Source organism: Pseudomonas sp. GW456-L12 (assembly GCF_059424045.1).
In genome coordinates this window covers 89,303-110,319 of sequence record NZ_JBWKZA010000017.1, presented here as the reverse complement: position 1 = coordinate 110,319, position 21,017 = coordinate 89,303, and the positions used below count along the sequence as shown (strand labels likewise).

Below are 21,017 nucleotides of genomic sequence, written 5' to 3'. Positions count from 1 at the left end.
TGCTCATCTGTAGGAGCGAGCTTGCTCGCGAAAAATCTCCCGGGTCACGCTGTCGGTTTGTCCAACACCCGCTCCAGGGTGCGGGTCACGCCGTTGTCGCGCAGGCTGCTGTAGCAGCGTTCGAAGGCTTCGACAAAGGCCGGCGAGTTGGGGATGGCGCTGCCGAAGATCTCTTCGACCGCCAGCAATCGCTGGCTGATCAGTGCGTCGTCCGCCACCAGCGCCTGGCAGAACGCGGCGCGCGGGTCGGGAATGCGGTAGGTGTCGCCGTTTTCGTCCACGCCCTTGAGGTACCGGGCCCAGGCGGCGACCACCAGGGCGGCGCGCTCGGTGTCGCGGCCATCGGCGATCAGGCGGTTGAGGGTCGGCACGCTGAACTTGGGCAGCTTCGACGAGCCGTCGGAGCAGACCCGCTCCAATTGGTCGGCAATCGCCCGGTTGGAGAAACGCGCCACCAGGGTGTCCTTGTAGGCGCAGAGGTCGATGCCCGGCACCGGCGCCAGTTGCGGGGTCACATCCAGGTCCATGTAGGCGCGCATGTACGCCACGAACAGCGGGTCGGCCATGGTCTCGTGGACAAAGCGATAACCCTTGAGGAACCCCAGGTAGGTCAGGGCCAGGTGGCTGCCGTTGAGCAGCTTGATCTTCATCTCCTCATAGGGCGTGACGTCGTCGGTGAATTGCACGCCGACCTTTTCCCAGGCCGGCCGGCCGCTGACGAACTTGTCTTCCAGCACCCATTGCGCAAAGGGCTCGCAGACCACCGGCCAGGCGTCGTCGATGCCGTGCTGGTCGTGCAACTGCAGGCGGTGGGCGGTGCTGGTCATCGGCGTGATGCGGTCGACCATGGCATTGGGGAAGCTGACGTGGGTGGCGATCCAGTCGCGCAGGTCGGCGTCGCGCTGCCCGGCGAAGGCCAGCAGCGCCTTGCGGGTCACCGCGCCGTTGTGCGGCAGGTTATCGCAGGACATCAGGGTAAAGGCCGGGACCCCGGCCGCCCGGCGCTGGGCCAGGGCCGCGCAGAGAAAACCGAACACGGTCTGCGGCTGCTGCGGGTGGGCCAGGTCGTGCTGGATCTGCGGCAGGTGGGCCATGAACTCGCCGCTGCTGTCGTCGATGCAGTAGCCACCCTCGGTAATGGTCAGCGAGACGATGCGGATCTGCGGGCTGGCCAGTTTGTCGATCAGCGCCTGGGCGCCGTCTTCGGCCAGCAGCATCTCGCTAATGGCGCCGATCACCCGCACTTCGGCGGCATCGCTGTCGCCCAGCTCGAACAGGGTGAACAGGTAGTCCTGGCCGGCCAGGTCGTCGCGGGCGCGGCGGTCCTCGGCGCGCAGGCCGATTCCGCAGATGCTCCAGTCCAGGCCTTCGCCGGTGTTCATCAGGGCATCGGTGTAATAGGCCTGGTGCGCCCGGTGGAAACCACCCACGCCGATATGCACCATGCCTTGTCGGGTCTCGACCAGGTCGTAGGCGGGCAGGCGGACTTCAGGGGCCAGGTGGTGGAGGTTGTGTCGGTTCAGTTTCATCGTTCGGTTCTCGTTCAGGCGGCGGCGCGCAGCGGCCTGGCCACGGCCACGCCGTCGGCATCGAAGAGGTGGCAGTGCTCGGCGTCCAGGTTCAGGCTCAGCTGCTGGCCATAGGCGCTGGCCAGGTCGCCGCGGATGCGCATGGTCAGGGCCTCGCCGGAAGCGGTGACGACGTGGCAGAAGGTGTCGCTGCCCAGGCGTTCGCTAACGTCGGCGGTGACCTGCAGGGTGCAGTCGCCCGGCCGGGCCAGCTCCAGGTGCTCGGGACGAATGCCCAGGGTCACCGGGCTGCCGACGCTCAAGTGGGCGCCGCTCTGCGGCAGCTGGACGCGGGTGCCGGCCTCCAGCAGCACCTCGCAGCCCTGGCCATCGACCCGGCTCAGCCGGCCCTTGAGAAAGCCCATCTTCGGCGTGCCGAGGAAACCGGCGACAAACAGGTTGGCCGGGCTGTGGTACAGCTCCAGCGGCGAGCCCACCTGTTCCACGCGCCCGCCATTGAGCACCACCACCTTGTCGGCCAGGGTCATGGCTTCGACCTGGTCGTGGGTCACGTAGATCATGGTCGCCTGCAGCTCTTTATGCAGGCGCGCCAGCTCCAGGCGCATCTGCACCCGCAGCGCCGCGTCGAGGTTGGACAGCGGCTCGTCGAACAGGAAGATCTTCGGGTTGCGCACGATGGCCCGGCCAATCGCTACGCGCTGGCGCTGGCCGCCGGACAGCTGCTTGGGCTTGCGCTCGAGCATCGGCCCCAGTTCGAGGATGCGCGCCGCTTCGTCGACCTTCTGTTGCACCTCGGCTTTCGGCACGCCGGCCAGGTCCAGGGCGAAGGACATGTTCTTGCGCACGCTCATGTGCGGGTACAGGGCGTAGGTCTGGAACACCATGGCCAGGTCGCGCTTGGCCGGGCTGACCTCGGTGATGTCGCGGCCATCGAGCTCGATGGTGCCGCCGCTGACTTCCTCCAGGCCGGCGATCAGCCGCAGCAGGGTGGATTTGCCGCAGCCCGAGGGGCCGACGAAGACCACGAACTCCTTGTCGCGCACCTCCAGGTCGATGCCCTTGATGATGGAAAAACCTTCGAAGCCTTTTTGCAGATTGTTGATTTTCAGGTTGGCCATGACGAGCCTCCATGTTTCTGAATGTCGGTGTAGCCGCTGCCGCAGGCTGCGATAAGGCTCGAAGAGCCTTCCCGCGGTCTTGAAAAGCACGACCCCTTCGGGGCCGATCGCAGCCTGCGGCAGCGGCTACAGGGTTTTGATCAAGGTTTGGAGCAGCGTTGATCAAGGGGGGAGTTCGGTTTATTTCACGGCGCCGAAGGACAGGCCACGCACCAGTTGTTTCTGGCTGATCCAGCCGAAGATCAGGATCGGCGCGCAGGCCAGGGTCGAGACCGCCGAGAGCTTGGCCCAGAACAGCCCTTCGGGGCTGGAGTAGGAGGCGATCAGCGCGGTCAGCGGCGCGGCGTTGGACGAGGTCAGGTTCAGCGACCAGAACGCCTCGTTCCAGCACAGGATCAGCGACAGCAGCATGGTGGAGGCCAGCCCGCCCTTGGCGATCGGCAGCAGCACCCGGAGCATTTCCTGGCCCAGGGTCGCGCCGTCCAGGCGCGCGGCCTCGAGGATGTCCCGGGGGATGTCCTTGAAGTAGGTGTAAATCATCCAGACCACGATCGGCAGGTTGATCAGGGTGTAGATCGCGATCAGCGCGATGCGCGTGTCCAGCAGGCCAAAGCTCTTGGCCAGCAGGTAGATCGGCATCAGCACGCCCACCGGCGGCAGCATCTTGGTCGACAGCATCCACAGCAGGGTGCGCTTGGTGTTGCGGGTTTCGTAGAAGGCCATGGAGTAGGCCGCCGGTACCGCGATCAGCAGGCACAGGGCGGTGGCGCTGAAGGAGATCACCACCGAGTTCCAGGCGAAGGCGAAGTAGTTGCTGCGCTCGTTGATGTGCAGGTAGTTCTCCAGCGTCGGCGTGAAGATGAACTGCGGCGGCGTGGCAAAGGCGTCGATTTCACTCTTGAAGCTGGTCAGCAGCATCCAGAAGATCGGGAAGAAGATCAGGATCGCGATGGCCCAGGCCAGGGTGCCGAGCAGCAGGCTTTGCAGGCGGCGGGATTGTTGCAGGGTCATGGCGCGCACCTCAGGGCTTGTCAGTCAGGTTTTTGCCGAGCATCCGTACCAGGATGATCGCGGCGATATTGGCGATGACCACGGCGATCAGGCCGCCGGCCGAGGCCATGCCCACGTCGAACTGCACCAGCGCCTGGTTGTAGATCAGGTAGGCGAGGTTGGTCGAGGCGTAGCCCGGGCCACCGTTGGTGGTGGTGAAGATTTCGGCGAACACCGAGAGCAGGAAGATGGTCTCGATCATCACCACCACCGCGATCGGCCGCGCCAGGTGCGGCAGGGTCAGGTGCCAGAAGATCGCGATGGCCCCGGCGCCATCCAGGCGCGCGGCTTCCTTCTGTTCCTGGTCCAGCGACTGCATGGCGGTCATCAGGATCAGGATCGCGAACGGCAGCCACTGCCACGAGACAATGATGATGATCGACAGCAGCGGGTAGTGGGCCAGCCAGTCCACCGGCTGGGCGCCGAACAGCTTCCACAGCGCGGCGAGAATCCCCGACACCGGGTGGAAGATCAGGTTCTTCCAGATCAGCGCGCCCACCGTGGGCATGATGAAGAACGGCGAGATCAGCAGCACCCGGACAATGCCGCGGCCGAGGAACTCGCTGGCCTCCAGCAGGGCGCTGATCAGCACCCCGAACACCACGCTGATCAGCAGCACGCTGCCGACCAGCAACAGGGTGTTGGCGGCCCCGGGCAGGAAGCCCGAGTCGGTGAGGAAGTAGCTGAAGTTCTCCAGGCCGACGAACTGGTTCTCGCCGGGGTACAGCAGGTTGTAGCGGATCAGCGAGAAGTACAGGGTCATGCCCAGCGGCACGATCATCCACAGCAGCAACAGCGCCACCGAGGGGCTGACCAGGAACCAGCCGGGGTTGAGCAGGCGGCGCTTGCGCGCGGCCTGGGGTATTTGCAGATGAGCGTTGGCAGTCGAGGTATTCATGGCGATCACAACCGTTCAGGTACAGATGCGTTCCCTCCCGTAGGAGCGAGCTTGCTCGCGATCACGCCGAAGGCGTGGAAAGCATCGCGAGCAAGCTCGCTCCTACAGGTACAGGGATGGGCGATTTACTTGGGGTAGCCGGCGCGTTTCATTTCGCGTTCGGTGGTCTGCTGCGCGGCGGCCAGGGCCTGATCGACCGTGGTCTGGCCGATCAGCGCGGCGGAGAACAGCTTGCCGACCTGGGTGCCGATGGCCTGGAACTCGGGGATGGTCACCAGTTGGATACCGATGTAGGGCACCGGCTTGAGGGTCGGCCTGGTCGGGTCGGCGACTTTCAGCGATTCCAGGGTCACCCTGGCGAACGGCGCGGCCTGCATATAGGCCTCGCTGTAGGTGGAGGCGCGGGTGCCCGGCGGTACGTTGGCAATGCCGTCTTTCTCGGCGACCAGGGCCCCGTATTCCTTGGACGTGGCCCAGGTGGCGAAGGTTTGCGCGGCGTCCTTGGCCTTGGAACTGGTGGGGATCGCCAGCGCCCAGGAGTACATCCAGGCGCTGCCCTTGTCAGTCACCTGCTGCGGCGCGTAGGTAAAGCCGACGTGTTCGCTGACCTTGCTCTGCGCCTTGTCGGTGACGAAGGAGCCGGCGACGCTGGCGTCGACCCAGATCGCGCACTTGCCGCTGTTGAACAGCGCCAGGTTCTCGTTGAAACCATTGCTGGAGGCGCCGGGCGGGCCGGCCTTTTTCATGGTGTCGACGTAGAAGGCCAGGGCGTTTTTCCATTCCGGCCCGTTGAACTCCGGCTGCCACTGCTCATTGAACCAGCGCGCGCCGAAACCGTTGGCCAGGGTGGTGATCAGGGCCATGTTCTCGCCCCAGCCGGCCTTGCCGCGCAGGCAGATGCCGTACTGTTCCTGCTCGGGTTTGTTGAGTTTGCCGGCGAACTCGCCGATCTGTTCCCAGGTCGGGTGTTCGGGCATGACCAGGCCGGCGTCCTTGAACAGGTCGGTGCGGTAGTAGGTCATCGAGCTTTCGGCGTAGAACGGCAGGGCGTACAGCGTGCCCTTGGCCGACAGGCCTTCGCGTACCGAGGGGAAGATGTCCTGCAGGTCATAGGCGGCGGGCAGGTCCTGCATCGGTTGCAGCCAGCCCTTGGCGCCCCAGAGTGCGGCTTCGTACATGCCGATGGTCAGCACGTCGAATTGCCCGCCCTGGGTGGCGATGTCGGTGGTCAGGCGCTGGCGCAGCACGTTTTCTTCGAGCACCACCCAGTTCAGCTTGATGTCCGGATGCTCGCTCTCGAAGGCCTTCGAGAGTTTCTGCATGCGGATCATGTCGCTGTTGTTGACGGTGGCGATGGTCACGGTCTGGGCGCCGAGGCTGACGCCGCTTAAGGTCATGCAGGTGGTGACGAGCAGGGCTTTGATGCAGGGTTTCATCGTGCACTCCTCTTCCGGGCCCGGTGGGCGGCAGAAGGACGGTTATTGTTGTTGTGTCTTCCGGATGCAGGGAAGAATGTGGGCTGATTACAGCCCTCAACGACCGCGCTGACAAATCATCCCTGACACTTGAATCGATACTTTTTTGCACTGCGATGAAATCCTCCGCCCGGCGCAAGCCGCCATGGGCCAAGGATTCGCCCGTTCGGGCCGGGTAAAGCAGGGGAGATTGCGTATTGGTTTTTTTTGCCGCGGTGGCCTGGACCGGAGAACGGCGAGAAGGTGCCGATGAGAGCGGCGAAGCCCCGGTCGACCGGGGCTTCGCACTGAGGGGAGGGGTCAGAAGCTATAGGTGGCCGACATGATCGCCGCGCGCGCGTCGCCGTATTCGATGGCCGAGGAGCGTGTCGTCGAGCCGCTCTGCTGACGTACCCGTTCCACGTAGTCCTTGTCGAACAGGTTATTGACGTTCAGCTGCAGGTCGAGGTTGTGGTTGACCTTGTAGCCGAGCATGGCGTTGTGCACCCAGTAGGCGTCCAGCTTGGCGCGGGTGCTGGAGCTGACGTTGCGCTCGCTGACATAACGAGTGCCGTAACCCAGGGTCCAGCCGGCCGGTAGTTCATAGGTGGTCCACAGGTTGAGCGAGCGCGGCGGCGTGTTGCCCAGGGCCTGGCCCTTGCGCGCGATGCCCGAGGCGGTATTCGCCGCGTTGAGGATTTCGCTGTCGAGGAAGGTGTAGTTGGCGAACACATCCCACTGCTCGCTGACATGCCCGGTGACGCCGACTTCCACACCTTGCACCCGCTGCTTGCCGGCCAGTTGGGTCGAGCCGTCGGCCATGGTTTCCCGGGCGTTGCTCTTCTCTACGCGAAACAGCGCTCCGTCCAGTTCCAGGCGCTTGTCCAGCAGCTCCCACTTGGTGCCCAGTTCCCAGGTCTCGTTCTTCTCCGGCGCCAGGTCCTGGTTGCCCTTGCTCAAGCCGCCGCCGGTGGAGGCCAGGTTCTCGGCGGAAGGGTTGAAGGAATTGCCCCAGGCGGCATAGATGCGCCCGTTCTCGGTCGGCTTGAACACCAGCCCGGTGCGCGCACTGGCCTTGTTCGTGTCCGAGGCCAGGCTGTCGTTTTTCACATGGCTGGCCGAATACTTGTCGACATCGCCCTTGATCTTGTCGTAGCGCAGGCCGAGGTTGAGGTCCCAGCGCTCGCTCAGGGCGATGTTATCGAACAGGTAGTACGCCTGGCCCTTGAGGGTGGTTTCGGTATAGCCGCTGGTGGCCTTGTTGACCGGGCCGTTCCAGCGCCCGGGCGGGCTGCCCAGGGCATAGCCGTTGCGCGGATACAGGGCCGTGCTCAGGCCATGGTTGTAGGTCTTCAGGTCGAGGGTTTCCCGCGACAGTTCCAGGCCCGCCACCAGGTCGTGGCGCATGCCGGCGAACTCGAAGTCGCCGATCAGGTTGCTCTGGTTGATCCACATCTCGGTGGTGGCATCGCGCCCGTAGGCCTGGGGCCCGGCCGGGCGGTAGCGGCCCGCCGGCAGGCCACTGGTGTTGACATGGGACGCCGAGACGACGGTGTCGCGCGCGGTGCGGCTGTAGCGCGTGAGGTTCTGCAGGCGCAGGTGGTCGTTGAAGTCATGCTCGAAGTCGGCGGTGAAGGCGTTCTGTTCGATCTCTTCCTTGTCGAGGTTCTTCCAGCCGAAATAGGCATCGCGCTTGACCCCGGCCAGCTTCTTGCCGTCGAGCGCCGGCACGCCATAGTCCGGCAGGTTGTCGTCGCTCTGGTGGAAGGCGCTGAGGGTCAGCCGGGTGGCGTCGCTGAAGCCCAGGCGCAACGAGGGCGCGATGCCCCAGCGCTCGCGGTCGATTTTCTCGCGGCCGGGCACATCGTTCTGATGGCCCATCAGGTTGATCCGCACCGCGCTGTCCTGGCCGACACCTTCCAGCGGCTGGTTGCTGTCCAGCGTCAGGCGGTAGTAGTTATCGCTGCCGAGGCTGCCGCCGAGGCGGGTGAAGGCCTGGTTCTTGGGCTGCTTGCTGACCACGTTGATGCTGCCGCCGGTGGTGCCGCCGCCGCCGAACACCGAGTTGGGGCCCTTGATGACCTCCACCTGCTCGACGTTGAAGGTGTCGGAACGGTTGGTCTGCGCGCTGTCGCGCAGGCCGTCGATCTGCATGTTGCTGTTGGCCGAGAAGCCGCGGATGTTGATGCTGTCCCCCGAGCCGCCACCGCCTTCGCCGGCATTGAAGGTGATGCCGGACACGTTCGACAGCACCTGGCGCAGGCTCAGCGCCTGTTGTTCCTGGATCAGCTTGGGTGGCACCACGGTGATGGTCTGCGGGGTGTCCAGCAGCGGCGCCACGTACTTGGCGGAGGCCGAGCGTTCGGTGCGGGAACCGGGTTGCTCGGCCTCGACCTTGATGTTGTCCAGTTGCAGGGATTTCTGCCGTTCGCCGGCTTCGGCCGCGCCGGCGCAGGAGGCCAGGGCAAGGCCCAGGGTAGAGGCCAGCAGGCGATGTTGTGGCAAGGCAGATGGGGCTTTCGTTTGCATAAGAAACGCTCTCTTTTTGGTGAGAGTGAATCCTATTTGAGATTGATTGCTAAGAACGGCTGCGAGGGGGCTATTGCGGCTATCTCGCGAAATTTAGGACGTTTCTAGAGGGAGCCCAGTAAAAGTCACTACTGGGTATCGGACGTATGCTGCACTTTAGATAAAAGCGCTCTGGCTTTTTACCGGTCACTGCCTAAGATGACCGGCCATCTCTTTATGCAGGAAGCCGTTCAGCGCGATGTCGGAAAAAGACACCATCTCCATGCAACTGGTGCGCGAAGCGCTGCTGCAAAGCTGCGCCCCGGGTGCCGCCAGCGATGAAGTGCTGCTCAAGGCCGGTATCGACCCGGCCCGGCTGGATGTCAGCGCCGCCCGCGTGCCCGCGCTGGCCTATGCCCGGCTGTGGCGCCTGCTGGCCCGGCGCACGGACGACGAGTTTTTCGGCATGGACCCGCGCAAGCTCAAATCCGGCAGCCTGGCGTTTCTCTGTCGCACCGCCATGGCCCGGCAGAATCTGGCCGCGGGACTGGAATCCGGGCTGGCGTTCCTGTCGCTGATGCTCGAACAACTGCCGGCCCAACTGGTGCGCCAGCAGAGCCTGGCGGAGATCGTCCTGCTGGAGGATGAGCAGGCGCCGCGCCGCGCCTTCACCTATTTCACCTACTGGATGATCGTCCACGGTGTGGCCTGTTGGCTGGCCGGGCGGCGCATCCCGATCCTGGCCATCGAGCTGCGCTGCCCGGAGCCGGATTTCTGCGACGACTACCAGGTGATGTTCTCGCAGAACCTGCGTTTCGACCGACCCCGCACGCGGATGATCATTGCCGCCGACTGCCTGGATTTGCCGATCAAGCGCAGTGACGAGGAGCTCAAGCGCTTCCTGGCCCAGGCGCCGGCCAACATCCTGGTCAAATACCGCGACCCGCAGAGCCTGGCCAGCCGCATCAAGCATGACCTGCGCCAGCTGCCCGCGGCCCAGTGGCCGGAGACCGAGAGCCTGGCCCACAGCCTGTGCATGTCGGCCTCGACCCTGCGCCGCCGCCTGGCGGAAGAAGGGCAGACCTACCAGGGCCTCAAGGACGGGGTGCGCAAGGAGCTGGCGATCGCCTGGCTGGCCGAGCCGCAGATCAGCTTCACGGAAATCGCCAGCCGCCTGGGCTTCGCCGACGCCAGCTCGTTCTACAAGGCCTTTCGCAAATGGTCCGGTTCCAACCCCGGGCACTATCGCAGCCTGATCCTCAACGACCCGACCTGAGCGCCTCCCTGCGGCCGCTGTCAGGCTGCGATCAACCGGAACGGTCGCAAAGGCGTGCAGAGCGGTGTCTCTGATGCACCGCGTCAAGGCTGATAGCGAGTCCTGCGGCCTCGATCGCAGCCTGCGGCAGCGGCTACGGGAAACCTGGGTAGCCGCTGCCGAGCAGCGCGAGGCTGCAATCGGCAACGCAGTTGCCGCAAACCTGAGCTTGCGGTGCGTCAGGCAGAACGCGTCGCCCGGCTTGCGACCGCTGCGCGGTCGAACGCAGCCTCGCAGCCTCGCAGGCTCGGCAGCGGCTACAGGGGCTTGATCGCCATGGGATTCTTGGCCAAACCAGTCACGCAACTTGAAAGCTTTGACCATTGTCCCGCCCGGGCCGCGGCGCCAGTATTTGCCCGATGTCTTTGTGGTTCCCATTGGTTCCCATCCTAATAAGAACAGCGAGGGATTCTGGCAATGCGCGATTACCTGTCTGCCACGGCACACTTCAATTATCAGCACACCGTCGACGCGGCCCTGCACGGCTCCTTGTCGGCCCTCAATGCCTGCGTCGAATGCTGTGACCGGCACGCCTTGCCGGGGCGCATCGCGCTGTTCTGGGAGGGCCGCGACGGTAGTAGCGCGACCTACACCTTCAGCGAGTTGCAGGACCAGGCCGCGCGTTTCGCCAACTTCCTGCTGGCCCAGGGCGTGGGCCAGGGCGACAAGGTCGCCGGCCTGCTGCCGCGCAACGTCGAACTGTTGATTGCGGTACTCGCCACCTGGCGCATCGGCGCGGTCTACCAGCCGCTGTTCACCGCCTTCGGCCCCAAGGCCATCGAACACCGCCTGGGCAGTTCCGGGGCCAAGGTGGTGGTGACCGACGCGGTCAACCGGCCAAAGCTCGCTGAAGTGGCGGACTGCCCGACCATCGTCACGGTCGCGGGCGCCAAGGGCCAGGGCATCGTCCGCGGCGACTTCAGTTTCTGGGCCGAGCTGGGCAATTACCCGGCGCAGTGCGAGCCCGTGCTGCTGACCGGCGAAGACCCGTTCCTGCTGATGTTCACCTCCGGCACCACCGGCCCGTCCAAAGCCCTGTACGTGCCGCTCAAGGCCATCGTCGCGTTCCAGAGCTACACCCGCGACGCCGTCGACCTGCGCCCCGAAGACGCGTTCTGGAACGTCGCCGACCCGGGCTGGGCCTATGGCATCTACTTCGGCGTCACCGGCCCGCTGGGCCTGGGCCACCCGATCACCTTCTACGATGGGCCCTTCACCCTGGAAAGCACCTGCCGGGTGATCAATAAGTACGGGATCAGCAACCTCACCGGTTCGCCGACCGCGTATCGCCTGCTGATCGCCGGCGGCGACGAGTTCGCCCGCTCGATCAAGGGCAAGCTGCGCATCGTCAGCAGCGCTGGCGAGCCGCTGAACCCGGAGGTGATCCGCTGGTTCGCCGACAACCTCGGCGTGGTGATCCACGACCATTACGGCCAGACCGAGCTGGGCATGGTCCTGTGCAACCACCACGGCCTGGAGCACCCGGTGCATGTCGGCGCGGCCGGTTTCGCCTCGCCGGGCCACCGCATCGTGGTGCTTGACGAGCAGCACCAGGAACTCTCGGTCGGCCAGCCGGGGATCCTCGCCATCGACCGCAGCCAGTCGCCGATGTGCTGGTTCAACGGTTACCACGGCGTGGTGACCAAGGCCTTCGTCGGCAACTACTACCTCAGCGGCGACACCGTGGAGTTGAACCCGGACGGCAGCATCAGCTTCGTCGGGCGCAGCGACGACGTGATCACCACCTCCGGTTACCGGGTCGGCCCGTTCGATGTCGAAAGCGCGCTGATCGAGCACCCGGCGGTGGTCGAGGCGGCGGTGATCGGCAAGCCCGATCCGGAGCGCACTGAGCTGGTCAAGGCCTTCGTCGTGCTCAGCCCGCAGTACCGCGCCGCGCCGGAGCTGGCCGAAGAGCTGCGCCAGCATGTGCGCAAGCGCCTGGCCGCGCACTCGTACCCCCGTGAAATCGAATTTGTCAGCGAATTGCCGAAAACCCCAAGCGGCAAGTTGCAGCGCTTCATCCTGCGCAACCAGGAAATCGCCAAGGCTCAAGAGGCCGCGGCGCACAAGGCTTCGGCCTGAATTACCCAGGAACTCATGATGCACATCGAAAACAAGGTTTTTCTCATCAGCGGCGGCGCTTCCGGTCTCGGTGCGGCCACCGCGCAGATGCTGGTCAAGGCCGGCGCCCAGGTGATGCTGGTGGATCTCAACGCCGAAGCTGTCGCGGCCCAGGCGCGCCAGCTCGGTTGCCAGAGCACGGTCGCCGATATTACTGACGAAGCGGCCGCCGAAGCGGCGGTGCAGGCCACTCTCAAGGCGTTCGGCGGCTTGCACGGGCTGGTCAACTGCGCCGGCATCGTGCGCGGAGAGAAGATCCTCGGCAAGCACGGCCCCCATGCCCTGGCCAGCTTCAGCCAGGTGATCAACGTCAACCTGATCGGCAGCTTCAACCTGATGCGCCTGGCCGCGGCGGCGATTGCCGAAGGCGAGCCGAACGCCGACGGCGAGCGCGGGGTGATCATCAACACCGCCTCGGCGGCGGCCTTCGACGGACAGATCGGCCAGGCCGCCTATGCCGCGTCCAAGGGTGCCATCGCCAGCCTGACCCTGCCGGCCGCCCGCGAGCTGGCGCGCTTCGGCATCCGGGTGATGACCATCGCCCCGGGCATTTTCGAAACCCCGATGATGGCCGGCATGAGCGACGAAGTCCGCGCTTCCCTGGCCGCCGGAGTGCCGTTCCCGCCACGCCTGGGCAAGCCGGACGAGTACGCCGCGCTGGTCGGGCATATCATTAACAACAGCATGCTCAATGGCGAGGTGATCCGTCTCGACGGCGCCTTGCGCATGGCAGCCAAGTAAAGAGGATTGATCATGAACCAGGATCCGATCGTTATCGTCAGCGCCGTCCGCACCCCCATGGGCGGCTTCCAGGGCGAACTGAAAAGCCTGACCGCGCCGCAGCTCGGCGCCGCCGCTATCAAGGCCGCGGTGGAGCGCGCCGGGGTGGCCAGCGACAGCGTCGATGAAGTGCTGTTCGGCTGTGTGCTGCCGGCCGGTCTCGGCCAGGCGCCGGCCCGTCAGGCGGCGCTGGGCGCCGGGCTGGACAAGGCCACCCGCTGCACCACCCTGAACAAGATGTGCGGCTCCGGCATGGCCGCGACCATCGCCGCCCACGACATGCTGCTGGCCGGCAGCGCCGAGGTGGTGATCGCCGGCGGCATGGAAAGCATGTCCAACGCGCCTTACCTGCTGGACCGTGCCCGCAGCGGCTACCGCATGGGCCACGGGCGGGTGCTCGACCACATGTTCCTCGACGGCCTCGAAGACGCCTACGACAAGGGCCGCCTGATGGGCACCTTCGCCGAAGACTGCGCCGAGACCAACGGCTTCAGCCGCGAAGCCCAGGATGCCTTCGCCGTGGCCTCGCTGACCCGCGCCCAGCAGGCGATCAAGGACGGCAGCTTCAAGGCGGAAATCGTGCCGCTGCAGGTCACCGTCGGCAAGGAACAGCAGACCATCAGCGACGACGAACAGCCGCCCAAGGCCAGGCTGGACAAGATCGCCGCGCTGAAACCGGCGTTCCGCGACGGCGGCACCGTCACCGCGGCCAACTCCAGCTCGATCTCCGACGGCGCCGCGGCCCTGGTGCTGATGCGCCGTTCCGAGGCGGAAAAACGTGGCCTCAAACCGCTGGCGGTGATCCACGGTCACGCGGCGTTCGCCGATACCCCGGGGCTGTTCCCTGTAGCCCCAGTCGGCGCGATCAAGACGCTGCTGAAGAAAACCGGCTGGTCCATCGACCAGGTCGAGCTGTTCGAAATCAACGAAGCCTTTGCCGTGGTCAGCCTGGTCACCATGCAGAAGCTGGAAATCCCCCACGACAAGGTCAACGTCCACGGCGGCGCCTGTGCCCTGGGCCACCCGATCGGCGCGTCCGGCGCGCGGATCCTGGTGACCCTGCTCTCGGCCCTGCGCCAGCAAGGCCTGAAGCGCGGCGTCGCGGCCATCTGCATCGGCGGCGGCGAAGCCACGGCCATGGCCGTCGAATGCCTGTATTAAGGAATCACCATGCTGCCTAATGACGAACAACAGCAGATCAGCGACGCGGCCCGGCAGTTCGCCCAGGAACGCCTGAAGCCGTTCGCCGCCGAATGGGACCGCGAGCATCGCTTCCCCCGCGAGGCCATCGGCGAGATGGCCGGGCTGGGCTTCTTCGGCATGCTGGTACCGGAGCAGTGGGGCGGTTGCGACACCGGTTACCTGGCCTATGCCATGGCCCTGGAAGAGATCGCCGCCGGCGACGGCGCCTGCTCGACCATCATGAGCGTGCACAACTCGGTGGGGTGCGTGCCGATCCTCAAGTTCGGCAACGACGAGCAGAAGGAGCGTTTCCTCAAGCCCCTGGCCAGCGGCGCCATGCTCGGCGCCTTCGCCCTGACCGAACCCCAGGCCGGCTCCGACGCCAGCAGCCTGAAAACCCGCGCGCGGCGGGAGGGCGAGCATTACGTGCTCAACGGCTGCAAGCAGTTCATCACCTCCGGGCAGAACGCCGGGGTGGTGATCGTGTTCGCGGTGACCGACCCGGCGGCCGGCAAGCGCGGCATCAGCGCCTTTATCGTGCCCACCGACTCGCCGGGCTACAGCGTCGCGCGGGTGGAAGACAAGCTCGGCCAGCACGCCTCAGACACCTGCCAGATTCTCTTCGAGGACGTGAAGGTGCCGCTGGCCAACCGCCTGGGCGAGGAGGGCGAGGGCTACAAGATCGCCCTGGCCAACCTCGAAGGCGGTCGCGTGGGCATCGCCTCGCAATCGGTGGGCATGGCCCGCGCGGCCTTCGAAGCCGCCCGTGACTACGCCCGCGAGCGGCAGAGCTTCGGCAAGCCGATCATCGAGCATCAGGCGGTGGCTTTCCGCCTGGCGGACATGGCCACCCAGATCGCCGTGGCGCGGCAGATGGTGCACTACGCCGCGGCCCTGCGCGACAGCGGCAAACCGGCGCTGGTGGAGGCGTCGATGGCCAAGCTGTTCGCCTCGGAAATGGCCGAGAAGGTCTGTTCCGCCGCCTTGCAAACCCTGGGCGGCTATGGCTACTTGAACGACTTTCCGCTGGAGCGCATCTACCGCGACGTGCGGGTCTGCCAGATCTACGAAGGCACCAGCGACATTCAGCGCATGGTCATTTCGCGCAACCTCTGACTTTTAGCAGGAGCTGATCCATGAGTTACGAAACCATTCTGTTGGAGATCAAGGACCGCGTCGGCCTGATCACCCTCAATCGCCCGCAGGCGCTGAACGCCCTCAACGCGCAGATCGTCAGTGAAGTGAACCAGGCCCTGGACAGCCTGGAAGCCAATCCTCAGATCGGCTGCATCGTCCTCACCGGCTCGAAGAAGGCCTTCGCCGCCGGCGCCGACATCAAGGAAATGGCCGAGCTGACTTACCCGCAGATCTACATGGACGACCTGTTCAGCGACAGCGACCGGGTGGCCAACCGGCGCAAGCCGATCATCGCCGCGGTCAACGGTTTTGCCCTGGGCGGTGGCTGTGAACTGGCGTTGATGTGCGACTTTATCCTGGCCGGCGACAACGCCAAGTTCGGCCAGCCGGAAATCAACCTTGGCGTGCTGCCGGGCATGGGCGGCACCCAGCGCCTGACCCGCGCCGTGGGCAAGGCCAAGGCCATGGAAATGTGCCTGACCGGGCGTTTTATCGATGCGGTGGAAGCCGAGCGTTGCGGCATCGTCGCACGCATCGTGCCGGCCGATGAGCTGTTGGACGAGGCGTTGAAAGTCGCGGCACTGATCGCCGGCAAATCGGTGCCGGTGAGCATGATGATCAAGGAAAGCGTGAACCGCGCCTTCGAAGTCAGCCTCTCGGAAGGCGTGCGTTTCGAGCGCCGGGTGTTCCATGCGGCCTTCGCCACCGAGGATCAGAAGGAAGGCATGGCGGCGTTTATCGCCAAGCGCGAGGCGCAGTTCAAGGACAAATAGTCCGGGCTGTTGCTCGTCATAAAAAATCGCAGCCTTGGCTGCGATTTTTTTGTGTGGTGTTTGTACGGAAGCTATCGCGGGTAGCGCGTGTGCCTGTAGCCGCTGGCGCAGCCTGCGATCGAGGCCGAAGGACTCGCTGTCGGCCTTGACGCGGTTCATCTACCGAACCGCGTTGCCCGCCTTGCGACCGTCCCGGTCGATCGCAGGCTGCGCCAGCGGCTACATCGGTTGGCGGGGGTTGAAATGCTTTCGCGGGCAAGCCTCGCTCCTACGGGGTTGTGTTGTTTGCGTCATAGCGATCAACACGCGCGCCTGTAGGAGCGAGGCTTGCCCGCGAAGCTTTTGGGGTCACACCAGATAATGCTTCAACTCCCGGGCGATCAGCATGCGCTGGATCTCGCTGGAGCCTTCGTAGATCTGGGTGATCCGCGCGTCCCGGTAGTAGCGCTCCACCGGGTAGTCCTCGAGGTAGCCGTAGCCGCCGTGGATCTGGATCGCCGAGGAGCAGACCTTCTCGGCCATTTCCGAGGCGAACAGCTTGGCCTGGGAGGCTTCCGACAGGCACGGCTGGCCGGCGCTGCGCAGGCGCGCGGCATGCAGGATCAGCAGGCGCGCGGCGTTGAGGCGGGTGTGCATGTCGGCCAGCAGGTTGGCGATGCTCTGGTGCTCGATGATCGGCTTGTCGAACTGCACCCGCTCGCGGGCGTAGGCCAGCGCCGCTTCGAACGCGGCACGGGCGATGCCCAGGGCCTGGGCGGCGATGCCGATGCGGCCGCCTTCGAGGTTGGACAAGGCGATGGCCAGGCCCTTGCCGCGCTCGCCCAGCAGGTTGGCTTCGGGGACGGTGCACTGGTTGAAGGTCACCGCGCAGGTGTCCGAGGCGCGGATGCCCATCTTGTGTTCGCTGCGGTCAACCACGAATCCCGGGGTGTCGGTGGGCACCAGGAACGCCGACAGGCCTTTCTTGCCCAGCTCGGGATCGGTCACCGCGAAGACGATGGCCAGCTTGGCGCGCCGGCCGTTGCTGACGAACTGCTTGGCGCCGTTGATCACCCACTGGCCGTCCTTGAGTTCGGCGCGGGTGCGCAGGTTGTGGGCTTCGGAGCCGGCCTGGGGTTCGGTCAGGCAGAAGCAGCCGATCGCCTGGCCGCTGGCCAGGTCCGCCAGCCAGGTCTGTTTCTGTTCCGTGCTGCCGTAGTTGAGGATCGGCCCGCAGCCCACCGAGTTGTGGATGCTCATCAGCGCACCGGTGGCGCCGTCGCCGGCGGAGATCTCTTCCACCGCCAGGGCGTAGGCCACGTAGTCGACGTAGGTGCCGCCCCATTCCTCGGGCACCACCATGCCCAGCAGGCCCAGTTCGCCCATCTTCGCCACCAGGGTGTCGTCGATCCAGCCGGCCTTTTCCCAGGCCTGGGCATGGGGGGCGATTTCACCGCGGGCGAAGTCCCGGGCCATGTCGCGGATCATCACCTGCTCTTCGCTCAATTCAATGTCGTGCATGGCTCAGCTCCGGCTGGGGTCGAAAGCGCTGAAGAAACTCGCCACATGCGCGGCGTCCAGCGCCTGCAGGGTCGGTGGGTTCCAGCGTGGGTTCTTGTCTTTGTCGATCAGCAGGGCGCGCACGCCCTCGATCAGGTCGCCGCGCTCGAACCACTGGCGGTCCAGGTGCAGCTCCAGGGCGAAACACTGTTCCAGGCTCAACTGGCGGCCGCGTCGGAGCATTTCCAGGGTCACGGCCATGGCCAGGGGCGAGCGGGTCGACAGCAGGTCGGCAGTGCTGGTGGCCCATTCATGAGTATCGCCCAGGGTCACTTCGCGCAGTTGCTGCACGATGCTCGGTACATCGGCCTGGGCAAAGAAGTGGTCGATGGCCGGGCGCAGCGCCGCCAGTGGCGCGTCCGGCAGTTGCTGCACTCCGAGCTTGGCCAACAGGCCTTGCAGATCCTTGAGCGGGGTGTCGTGCCATTGCAGGCTGTCGAGGCGCTGGTCCAGCAGGCTCAGTTGGTCGCTCTCCAGGTACCAGTCCGCCAGCCCGCAGTACAGGGCGTCGGCGGCGCGGATCTGCACGCCGCTGACCCCCAGGTAGATGCCCAGCTCGCCGGGAATGCGCGACAGGAAATAACTGCCGCCGACATCCGGGAAATAACCGATGCCGACTTCCGGCATCGCCAGGCGGCTGCGCTCGGTGACCAGCCGCAGGTCGGCGCCCTGGACCAGGCCCATGCCGCCGCCGAGGACAAAACCGTCCATCAGCGCCAGCACCGGCTTGCGGTAACGGTGGATCGCCAGGTCCAGCGCGTATTCCTCGACGAAGAATTCCTCGTGCAGGGTCTGGCCGTTCTGGTAGCTGTCGTACAGGGTACGGATATCGCCGCCGGCGCAGAAGGCTTTTTCGCCGGCGCCGCGCAGGACCACCGCGTGCACCTGCGGGTCCTGGGCCCAGGCATCGAGCTGGCGTTGCAGGGTGCGCACCATGCCGAGGGTGATGGCATTGAGGCCGGCGGGGCGGTTGAGGGTCAGGTGACCGATATGGTTGCGGACTTCGGCCAGCACGTCCTGTGGCGAGGCCTCGACCGACGTGGCGCCGGTGTCTCGCGTGGCCTGGGATGGAGCCTGAGCAGTCATCACTAACTCCCTGCTTTTATTGTTCTTTATAGGTGTGTTCGCGCGCGAACGATGAGGGATCGTAACAGTGCAAATTTGCCATGTACAACCGGGATAACTGCAGGTTGGCTGTGCATTTTTGCATGGGCGCGCGGGACTCGCGACAGCGCCGCCCATGGCCTGCCTTCAACGCCCGGAACACTTGAACAGCACGCTCTGGCTGGCCCGCAGCCGCTCCTCGCAGCCCAGGGGTTGCAGCTGCGCGCGGTCCCGGTCCAAGTCCTTGGCCCGGCGCGCCAGGTAGAAGGCGCCGCTGGCGGGCAACTCCGCGAGGTCCTTGACCCGCCGCGCCTGCCCCGCGCTGTAGAACTCCCCTGAATAGGAGCGCCGCCCCCAGTAGTACAGCGGCGCGGCCTCGGTCGCTTGCAGGTCGCTCCAGGCCCGGGCCAGGGCTTGCTGGTTCTGTGGGCGCTGGAAGGTTCCGCCCTCGACCACCGCGACCGTCATCCCCAGGGGCAGGGCCAGCGCCAGGCCGGCCACCAGTTTGCCGGGGGCGTTCAAGCGCGTGCGCAGGGCCAGCGCCAGCAGCAGGCACCAGGCGGGCAGGGCGGGCAGCACATAGGTCCAGAGGATGTTGCCGGAGAAGGTGAAGAACAGCGGGGTGGTGAGCGCCCACAGGCTGATGAAGCTCAGGCTGGGACGCATGCCCGCCTGCTGCCGATAGACCCCGTACAGCAGGGGCAGGAACAGGCTCCAGGGGAACAGCGCCAGCAGCAGGTCCAGCCAGATGCTGCCGGTCGGGCGGGCATGGGCGCTGCCATACAGGTCGCCGGCCCAGTCGCTGATCACATAGCGTTTCCAGTGTTCGCCCACCAGGAAGTAATCGAGAAACCCGGGGCTGCGCAGTTCGGTCCATACATACCAGGGCAGCGCCACCAGCAGCATCAGCGCCAGGCCGCTGAACCAGGGCAGGGCCCGGAGGGCGCGCCATTGTTTGTTCAGCAAGGTCCAGAGCCCCGCCTGGACGCCCATCAGCACCAGCGCCAGCGGTCCCTTGGCCAGCAGCCCCAGGCCGAGGCCGAAGTAGCCGGCCAGGGCCCAGGCCCGGTCGCCATGCACGGTGCCGCGCCAGAAGCCATAACCGGCCAGCAACACGGCGAAGCCCAGGGCCGGATCGGTCAGCACCACACCCGCCGAGACCAGGCCCAGGCTGGAGCTGGAAAACAGGATGGCCGCCACCAACCCTGTGCGTTCGTCGTATTCCTCGCGGGCGAAGCGGATGACGATCAGGCAACTGCCGACATGCAGCAGCCAGGCGGGCAAGCGCGCGGCGAACTCGTTGATGCCCAGTAACTGCATGCCCAGGGCCTGGGTCCAGAAGGCCAGCGGCGGCTTGCCCCAGAAAGGCACGCCGTAGTCGAACATTGGGGTTACCCAGTCGTCGAGTTCGAGCATCTTGCGCGCCATTTCGGCGTAGCGCGCTTCCGAGGTATCCATCAGGGGGTAAAGGCCGAGGGTCATCAGGCGCAGGCCCAGGATGCCGAGCAGCAGCCACCACAGGTGGCGGGTTGAAAGGTTGTTCATCGGATCTCGTCTTGTTCGTTGGACTGCACGCTGGGCGGTGCTTCCAGCCGCCGGGGAAAACCGCCAAAGGTGCTGCGCAGGAAATACAGGGGGCGGCGCTTGACCTCGACCAGCGTGGCGCCGATGTACTCGCCGACCATGGCGATTCCCACCAGGGCCAGGGCCAATGCGCCGAGGATCAGGTGATGCACGTCGAAGGCCTCGATCAGCCACTGGCGCAGCAGGTAGCCGCCGGTCAGCAGCAGGGCCGCCAGGCTGAGCACGCTGAACCAGCGCAGGGGTTTGCGGGAGAACGCCAGCACGCCTTCCATGGCCAGGTCCACCAGTGCCATGGGGCTCCATTTGGACTCACCGGCGCCGCGGCGCGCCCGTTCGTAGGGGATTTCCACGCTCTTGAAGCCCAGCCAGTTGACCAGGCCTTTCATCAGGGTGGCGCGCTCGGGCATGGCGCGCAGCGCGTGCAGGGGCGCGGCGCCGATCAGGCGAAAGTCGCTGACGTCCGGTGGCACCGGGTACTTGTCCACCAGCAGGTTCATCAGCTTGTAGTAGAGCCGGGCGCTCAGGCGCTTGCCCGCGGTGTCGCTGCGCCGGTCGCTGCGCTGCATGTTGACGATGTCGTTGCCGGCCAGCCATTGGCGGACCATCAGCGGAATCAGTTCCGGCGGGTCCTGCAAGTCGGCATCGATAAACAGCAGCGCATCGCCGGTGGCATGATCGAGCCCGGCGGACATCGCCGACTCCTTGCCGAAGTTGCGACTCAAGTTGAGGCAACGTACAGCGGGCATGTGGCAGAACGCTTCCAATAAGTCGCAACTGCCATCCTGGCTCCCGTCATTCACATACAATACTTCGTAAGTTACCGGAAGTGTCTGCATCACCAACATCAGGCGGCGATGAAACTCGGGCAGGACATGAGCTTCGTTATAACAGCAGATAATAACGCTGAGCATGTCGTGCGTGTCTG

General features: G+C 65.5%; 16 protein-coding genes. 6 read left to right on the top strand and 10 right to left on the bottom strand.

Annotated elements, in window-relative coordinates; translation table 11 throughout:
* Window positions 1-44 precede the first annotated feature (44 nt).
* From AC07Y9_RS20770 to AC07Y9_RS20745, 6 genes are all read right to left on the bottom strand, one after another.
* Window positions 45-1,529: a mannitol dehydrogenase family protein gene (locus tag AC07Y9_RS20770; protein WP_102681199.1), complete on the bottom strand. Its 1,485-nt coding sequence runs from the start codon at window positions 1,527-1,529 to the stop codon at window positions 45-47.
* A gap of 14 nt (window positions 1,530-1,543) precedes the next feature.
* Window positions 1,544-2,647, bottom strand: a complete 1,104-nt coding sequence (locus tag AC07Y9_RS20765) for an ABC transporter ATP-binding protein (protein WP_087091015.1) — start codon at window positions 2,645-2,647, stop codon at window positions 1,544-1,546.
* 180 nt (window positions 2,648-2,827) lie between these two features.
* A complete protein-coding gene (locus AC07Y9_RS20760) occupies window positions 2,828-3,658 on the bottom strand; it encodes a carbohydrate ABC transporter permease (protein WP_102681198.1) in 831 nt (276 codons plus the stop codon).
* 10 nt (window positions 3,659-3,668) lie between these two features.
* Window positions 3,669-4,595 carry a carbohydrate ABC transporter permease gene (locus AC07Y9_RS20755; RefSeq protein ID WP_102681197.1) on the bottom strand — a complete coding sequence of 309 codons (927 nt, stop codon included), beginning with the start codon at window positions 4,593-4,595 and terminating at the stop codon, window positions 3,669-3,671.
* 125 nt (window positions 4,596-4,720) lie between these two features.
* Complete coding sequence (locus AC07Y9_RS20750) at window positions 4,721-6,031, bottom strand: ABC transporter substrate-binding protein (RefSeq protein ID WP_102681196.1); 1,311 nt, start codon at window positions 6,029-6,031, stop codon at window positions 4,721-4,723.
* Window positions 6,032-6,370: 339 nt separating this feature from the next.
* Window positions 6,371-8,578 carry a TonB-dependent receptor gene (locus AC07Y9_RS20745; RefSeq protein WP_102680328.1) on the bottom strand — a complete coding sequence of 736 codons (2,208 nt, stop codon included), beginning with the start codon at window positions 8,576-8,578 and terminating at the stop codon, window positions 6,371-6,373.
* A gap of 238 nt (window positions 8,579-8,816) precedes the next feature.
* On the opposite strand from AC07Y9_RS20745, the gene AC07Y9_RS20740 reads away from it, so the two are divergent.
* From AC07Y9_RS20740 to AC07Y9_RS20715, 6 genes are all read left to right on the top strand, one after another.
* Window positions 8,817-9,833, top strand: coding sequence for an AraC family transcriptional regulator (locus AC07Y9_RS20740; protein ID WP_102680327.1), 1,017 nt, complete (start codon window positions 8,817-8,819; stop codon window positions 9,831-9,833).
* Window positions 9,834-10,289: 456 nt separating this feature from the next.
* Window positions 10,290-11,954, top strand: a complete 1,665-nt coding sequence (locus AC07Y9_RS20735) for an AMP-binding protein (RefSeq protein WP_053261098.1) — start codon at window positions 10,290-10,292, stop codon at window positions 11,952-11,954.
* A gap of 18 nt (window positions 11,955-11,972) precedes the next feature.
* Complete coding sequence (locus AC07Y9_RS20730; RefSeq protein ID WP_102680326.1) at window positions 11,973-12,734, top strand: SDR family NAD(P)-dependent oxidoreductase; 762 nt, start codon at window positions 11,973-11,975, stop codon at window positions 12,732-12,734.
* A 12-nt stretch (window positions 12,735-12,746) separates the two neighbouring features.
* Window positions 12,747-13,934: an acetyl-CoA C-acyltransferase gene (locus AC07Y9_RS20725; protein WP_102680325.1), complete on the top strand. Its 1,188-nt coding sequence runs from the start codon at window positions 12,747-12,749 to the stop codon at window positions 13,932-13,934.
* Window positions 13,935-13,943: 9 nt separating this feature from the next.
* On the top strand, window positions 13,944-15,071 hold the full coding sequence (locus AC07Y9_RS20720; protein ID WP_007925734.1) for an acyl-CoA dehydrogenase: 1,128 nt from the start codon (window positions 13,944-13,946) through the stop codon (window positions 15,069-15,071).
* A 20-nt stretch (window positions 15,072-15,091) separates the two neighbouring features.
* Window positions 15,092-15,865: an enoyl-CoA hydratase gene (locus AC07Y9_RS20715; RefSeq protein WP_087091006.1), complete on the top strand. Its 774-nt coding sequence runs from the start codon at window positions 15,092-15,094 to the stop codon at window positions 15,863-15,865.
* Between the two features lie 348 nt (window positions 15,866-16,213).
* Here the strand turns inward: AC07Y9_RS20715 and AC07Y9_RS20710 are convergent, their stop codons facing one another.
* From AC07Y9_RS20710 to AC07Y9_RS20695, 4 genes are all read right to left on the bottom strand, one after another.
* On the bottom strand, window positions 16,214-17,365 hold the full coding sequence (locus AC07Y9_RS20710; protein WP_102680324.1) for an acyl-CoA dehydrogenase family protein: 1,152 nt from the start codon (window positions 17,363-17,365) through the stop codon (window positions 16,214-16,216).
* Window positions 17,366-17,368: 3 nt separating this feature from the next.
* Window positions 17,369-18,490, bottom strand: a complete 1,122-nt coding sequence (locus AC07Y9_RS20705) for an enoyl-CoA hydratase/isomerase family protein (protein ID WP_102680323.1) — start codon at window positions 18,488-18,490, stop codon at window positions 17,369-17,371.
* Between the two features lie 165 nt (window positions 18,491-18,655).
* Window positions 18,656-20,053, bottom strand: coding sequence for an ArnT family glycosyltransferase (locus AC07Y9_RS20700; protein WP_007925722.1), 1,398 nt, complete (start codon window positions 20,051-20,053; stop codon window positions 18,656-18,658).
* Window positions 20,050-21,003 (bottom strand): glycosyltransferase family 2 protein, encoded by a 954-nt coding sequence (locus AC07Y9_RS20695; protein WP_052034482.1) that lies wholly within the window; start codon window positions 21,001-21,003, stop codon window positions 20,050-20,052. Before AC07Y9_RS20695 ends, AC07Y9_RS20700 begins: the two co-directional genes overlap by 4 nt.
* Window positions 21,004-21,017: the final 14 nt, after the last annotated feature.

Bases quoted from the DNA above. Each gene is read 5' to 3' on its own strand.
- AC07Y9_RS20770 (WP_102681199.1), bottom strand. From the start codon at position 1,529: ATGAAACTGAACCGACACAACCTCCACCACCTGGCCCCTGAAGTCCGC.
- AC07Y9_RS20765 (WP_087091015.1), bottom strand. From the start codon at position 2,647: ATGGCCAACCTGAAAATCAACAATCTGCAAAAAGGCTTCGAAGGTTTT.
- AC07Y9_RS20760 (WP_102681198.1), bottom strand. From the start codon at position 3,658: ATGACCCTGCAACAATCCCGCCGCCTGCAAAGCCTGCTGCTCGGCACC.
- AC07Y9_RS20755 (WP_102681197.1), bottom strand. From the start codon at position 4,595: ATGAATACCTCGACTGCCAACGCTCATCTGCAAATACCCCAGGCCGCG.
- AC07Y9_RS20750 (WP_102681196.1), bottom strand. From the start codon at position 6,031: ATGAAACCCTGCATCAAAGCCCTGCTCGTCACCACCTGCATGACCTTA.
- AC07Y9_RS20745 (WP_102680328.1), bottom strand. From the start codon at position 8,578: ATGCAAACGAAAGCCCCATCTGCCTTGCCACAACATCGCCTGCTGGCC.
- AC07Y9_RS20740 (WP_102680327.1), top strand. From the start codon at position 8,817: ATGTCGGAAAAAGACACCATCTCCATGCAACTGGTGCGCGAAGCGCTG.
- AC07Y9_RS20735 (WP_053261098.1), top strand. From the start codon at position 10,290: ATGCGCGATTACCTGTCTGCCACGGCACACTTCAATTATCAGCACACC.
- AC07Y9_RS20730 (WP_102680326.1), top strand. From the start codon at position 11,973: ATGCACATCGAAAACAAGGTTTTTCTCATCAGCGGCGGCGCTTCCGGT.
- AC07Y9_RS20725 (WP_102680325.1), top strand. From the start codon at position 12,747: ATGAACCAGGATCCGATCGTTATCGTCAGCGCCGTCCGCACCCCCATG.
- AC07Y9_RS20720 (WP_007925734.1), top strand. From the start codon at position 13,944: ATGCTGCCTAATGACGAACAACAGCAGATCAGCGACGCGGCCCGGCAG.
- AC07Y9_RS20715 (WP_087091006.1), top strand. From the start codon at position 15,092: ATGAGTTACGAAACCATTCTGTTGGAGATCAAGGACCGCGTCGGCCTG.
- AC07Y9_RS20710 (WP_102680324.1), bottom strand. From the start codon at position 17,365: ATGCACGACATTGAATTGAGCGAAGAGCAGGTGATGATCCGCGACATG.
- AC07Y9_RS20705 (WP_102680323.1), bottom strand. From the start codon at position 18,490: ATGACTGCTCAGGCTCCATCCCAGGCCACGCGAGACACCGGCGCCACG.
- AC07Y9_RS20700 (WP_007925722.1), bottom strand. From the start codon at position 20,053: ATGAACAACCTTTCAACCCGCCACCTGTGGTGGCTGCTGCTCGGCATC.
- AC07Y9_RS20695 (WP_052034482.1), bottom strand. From the start codon at position 21,003: ATGCTCAGCGTTATTATCTGCTGTTATAACGAAGCTCATGTCCTGCCC.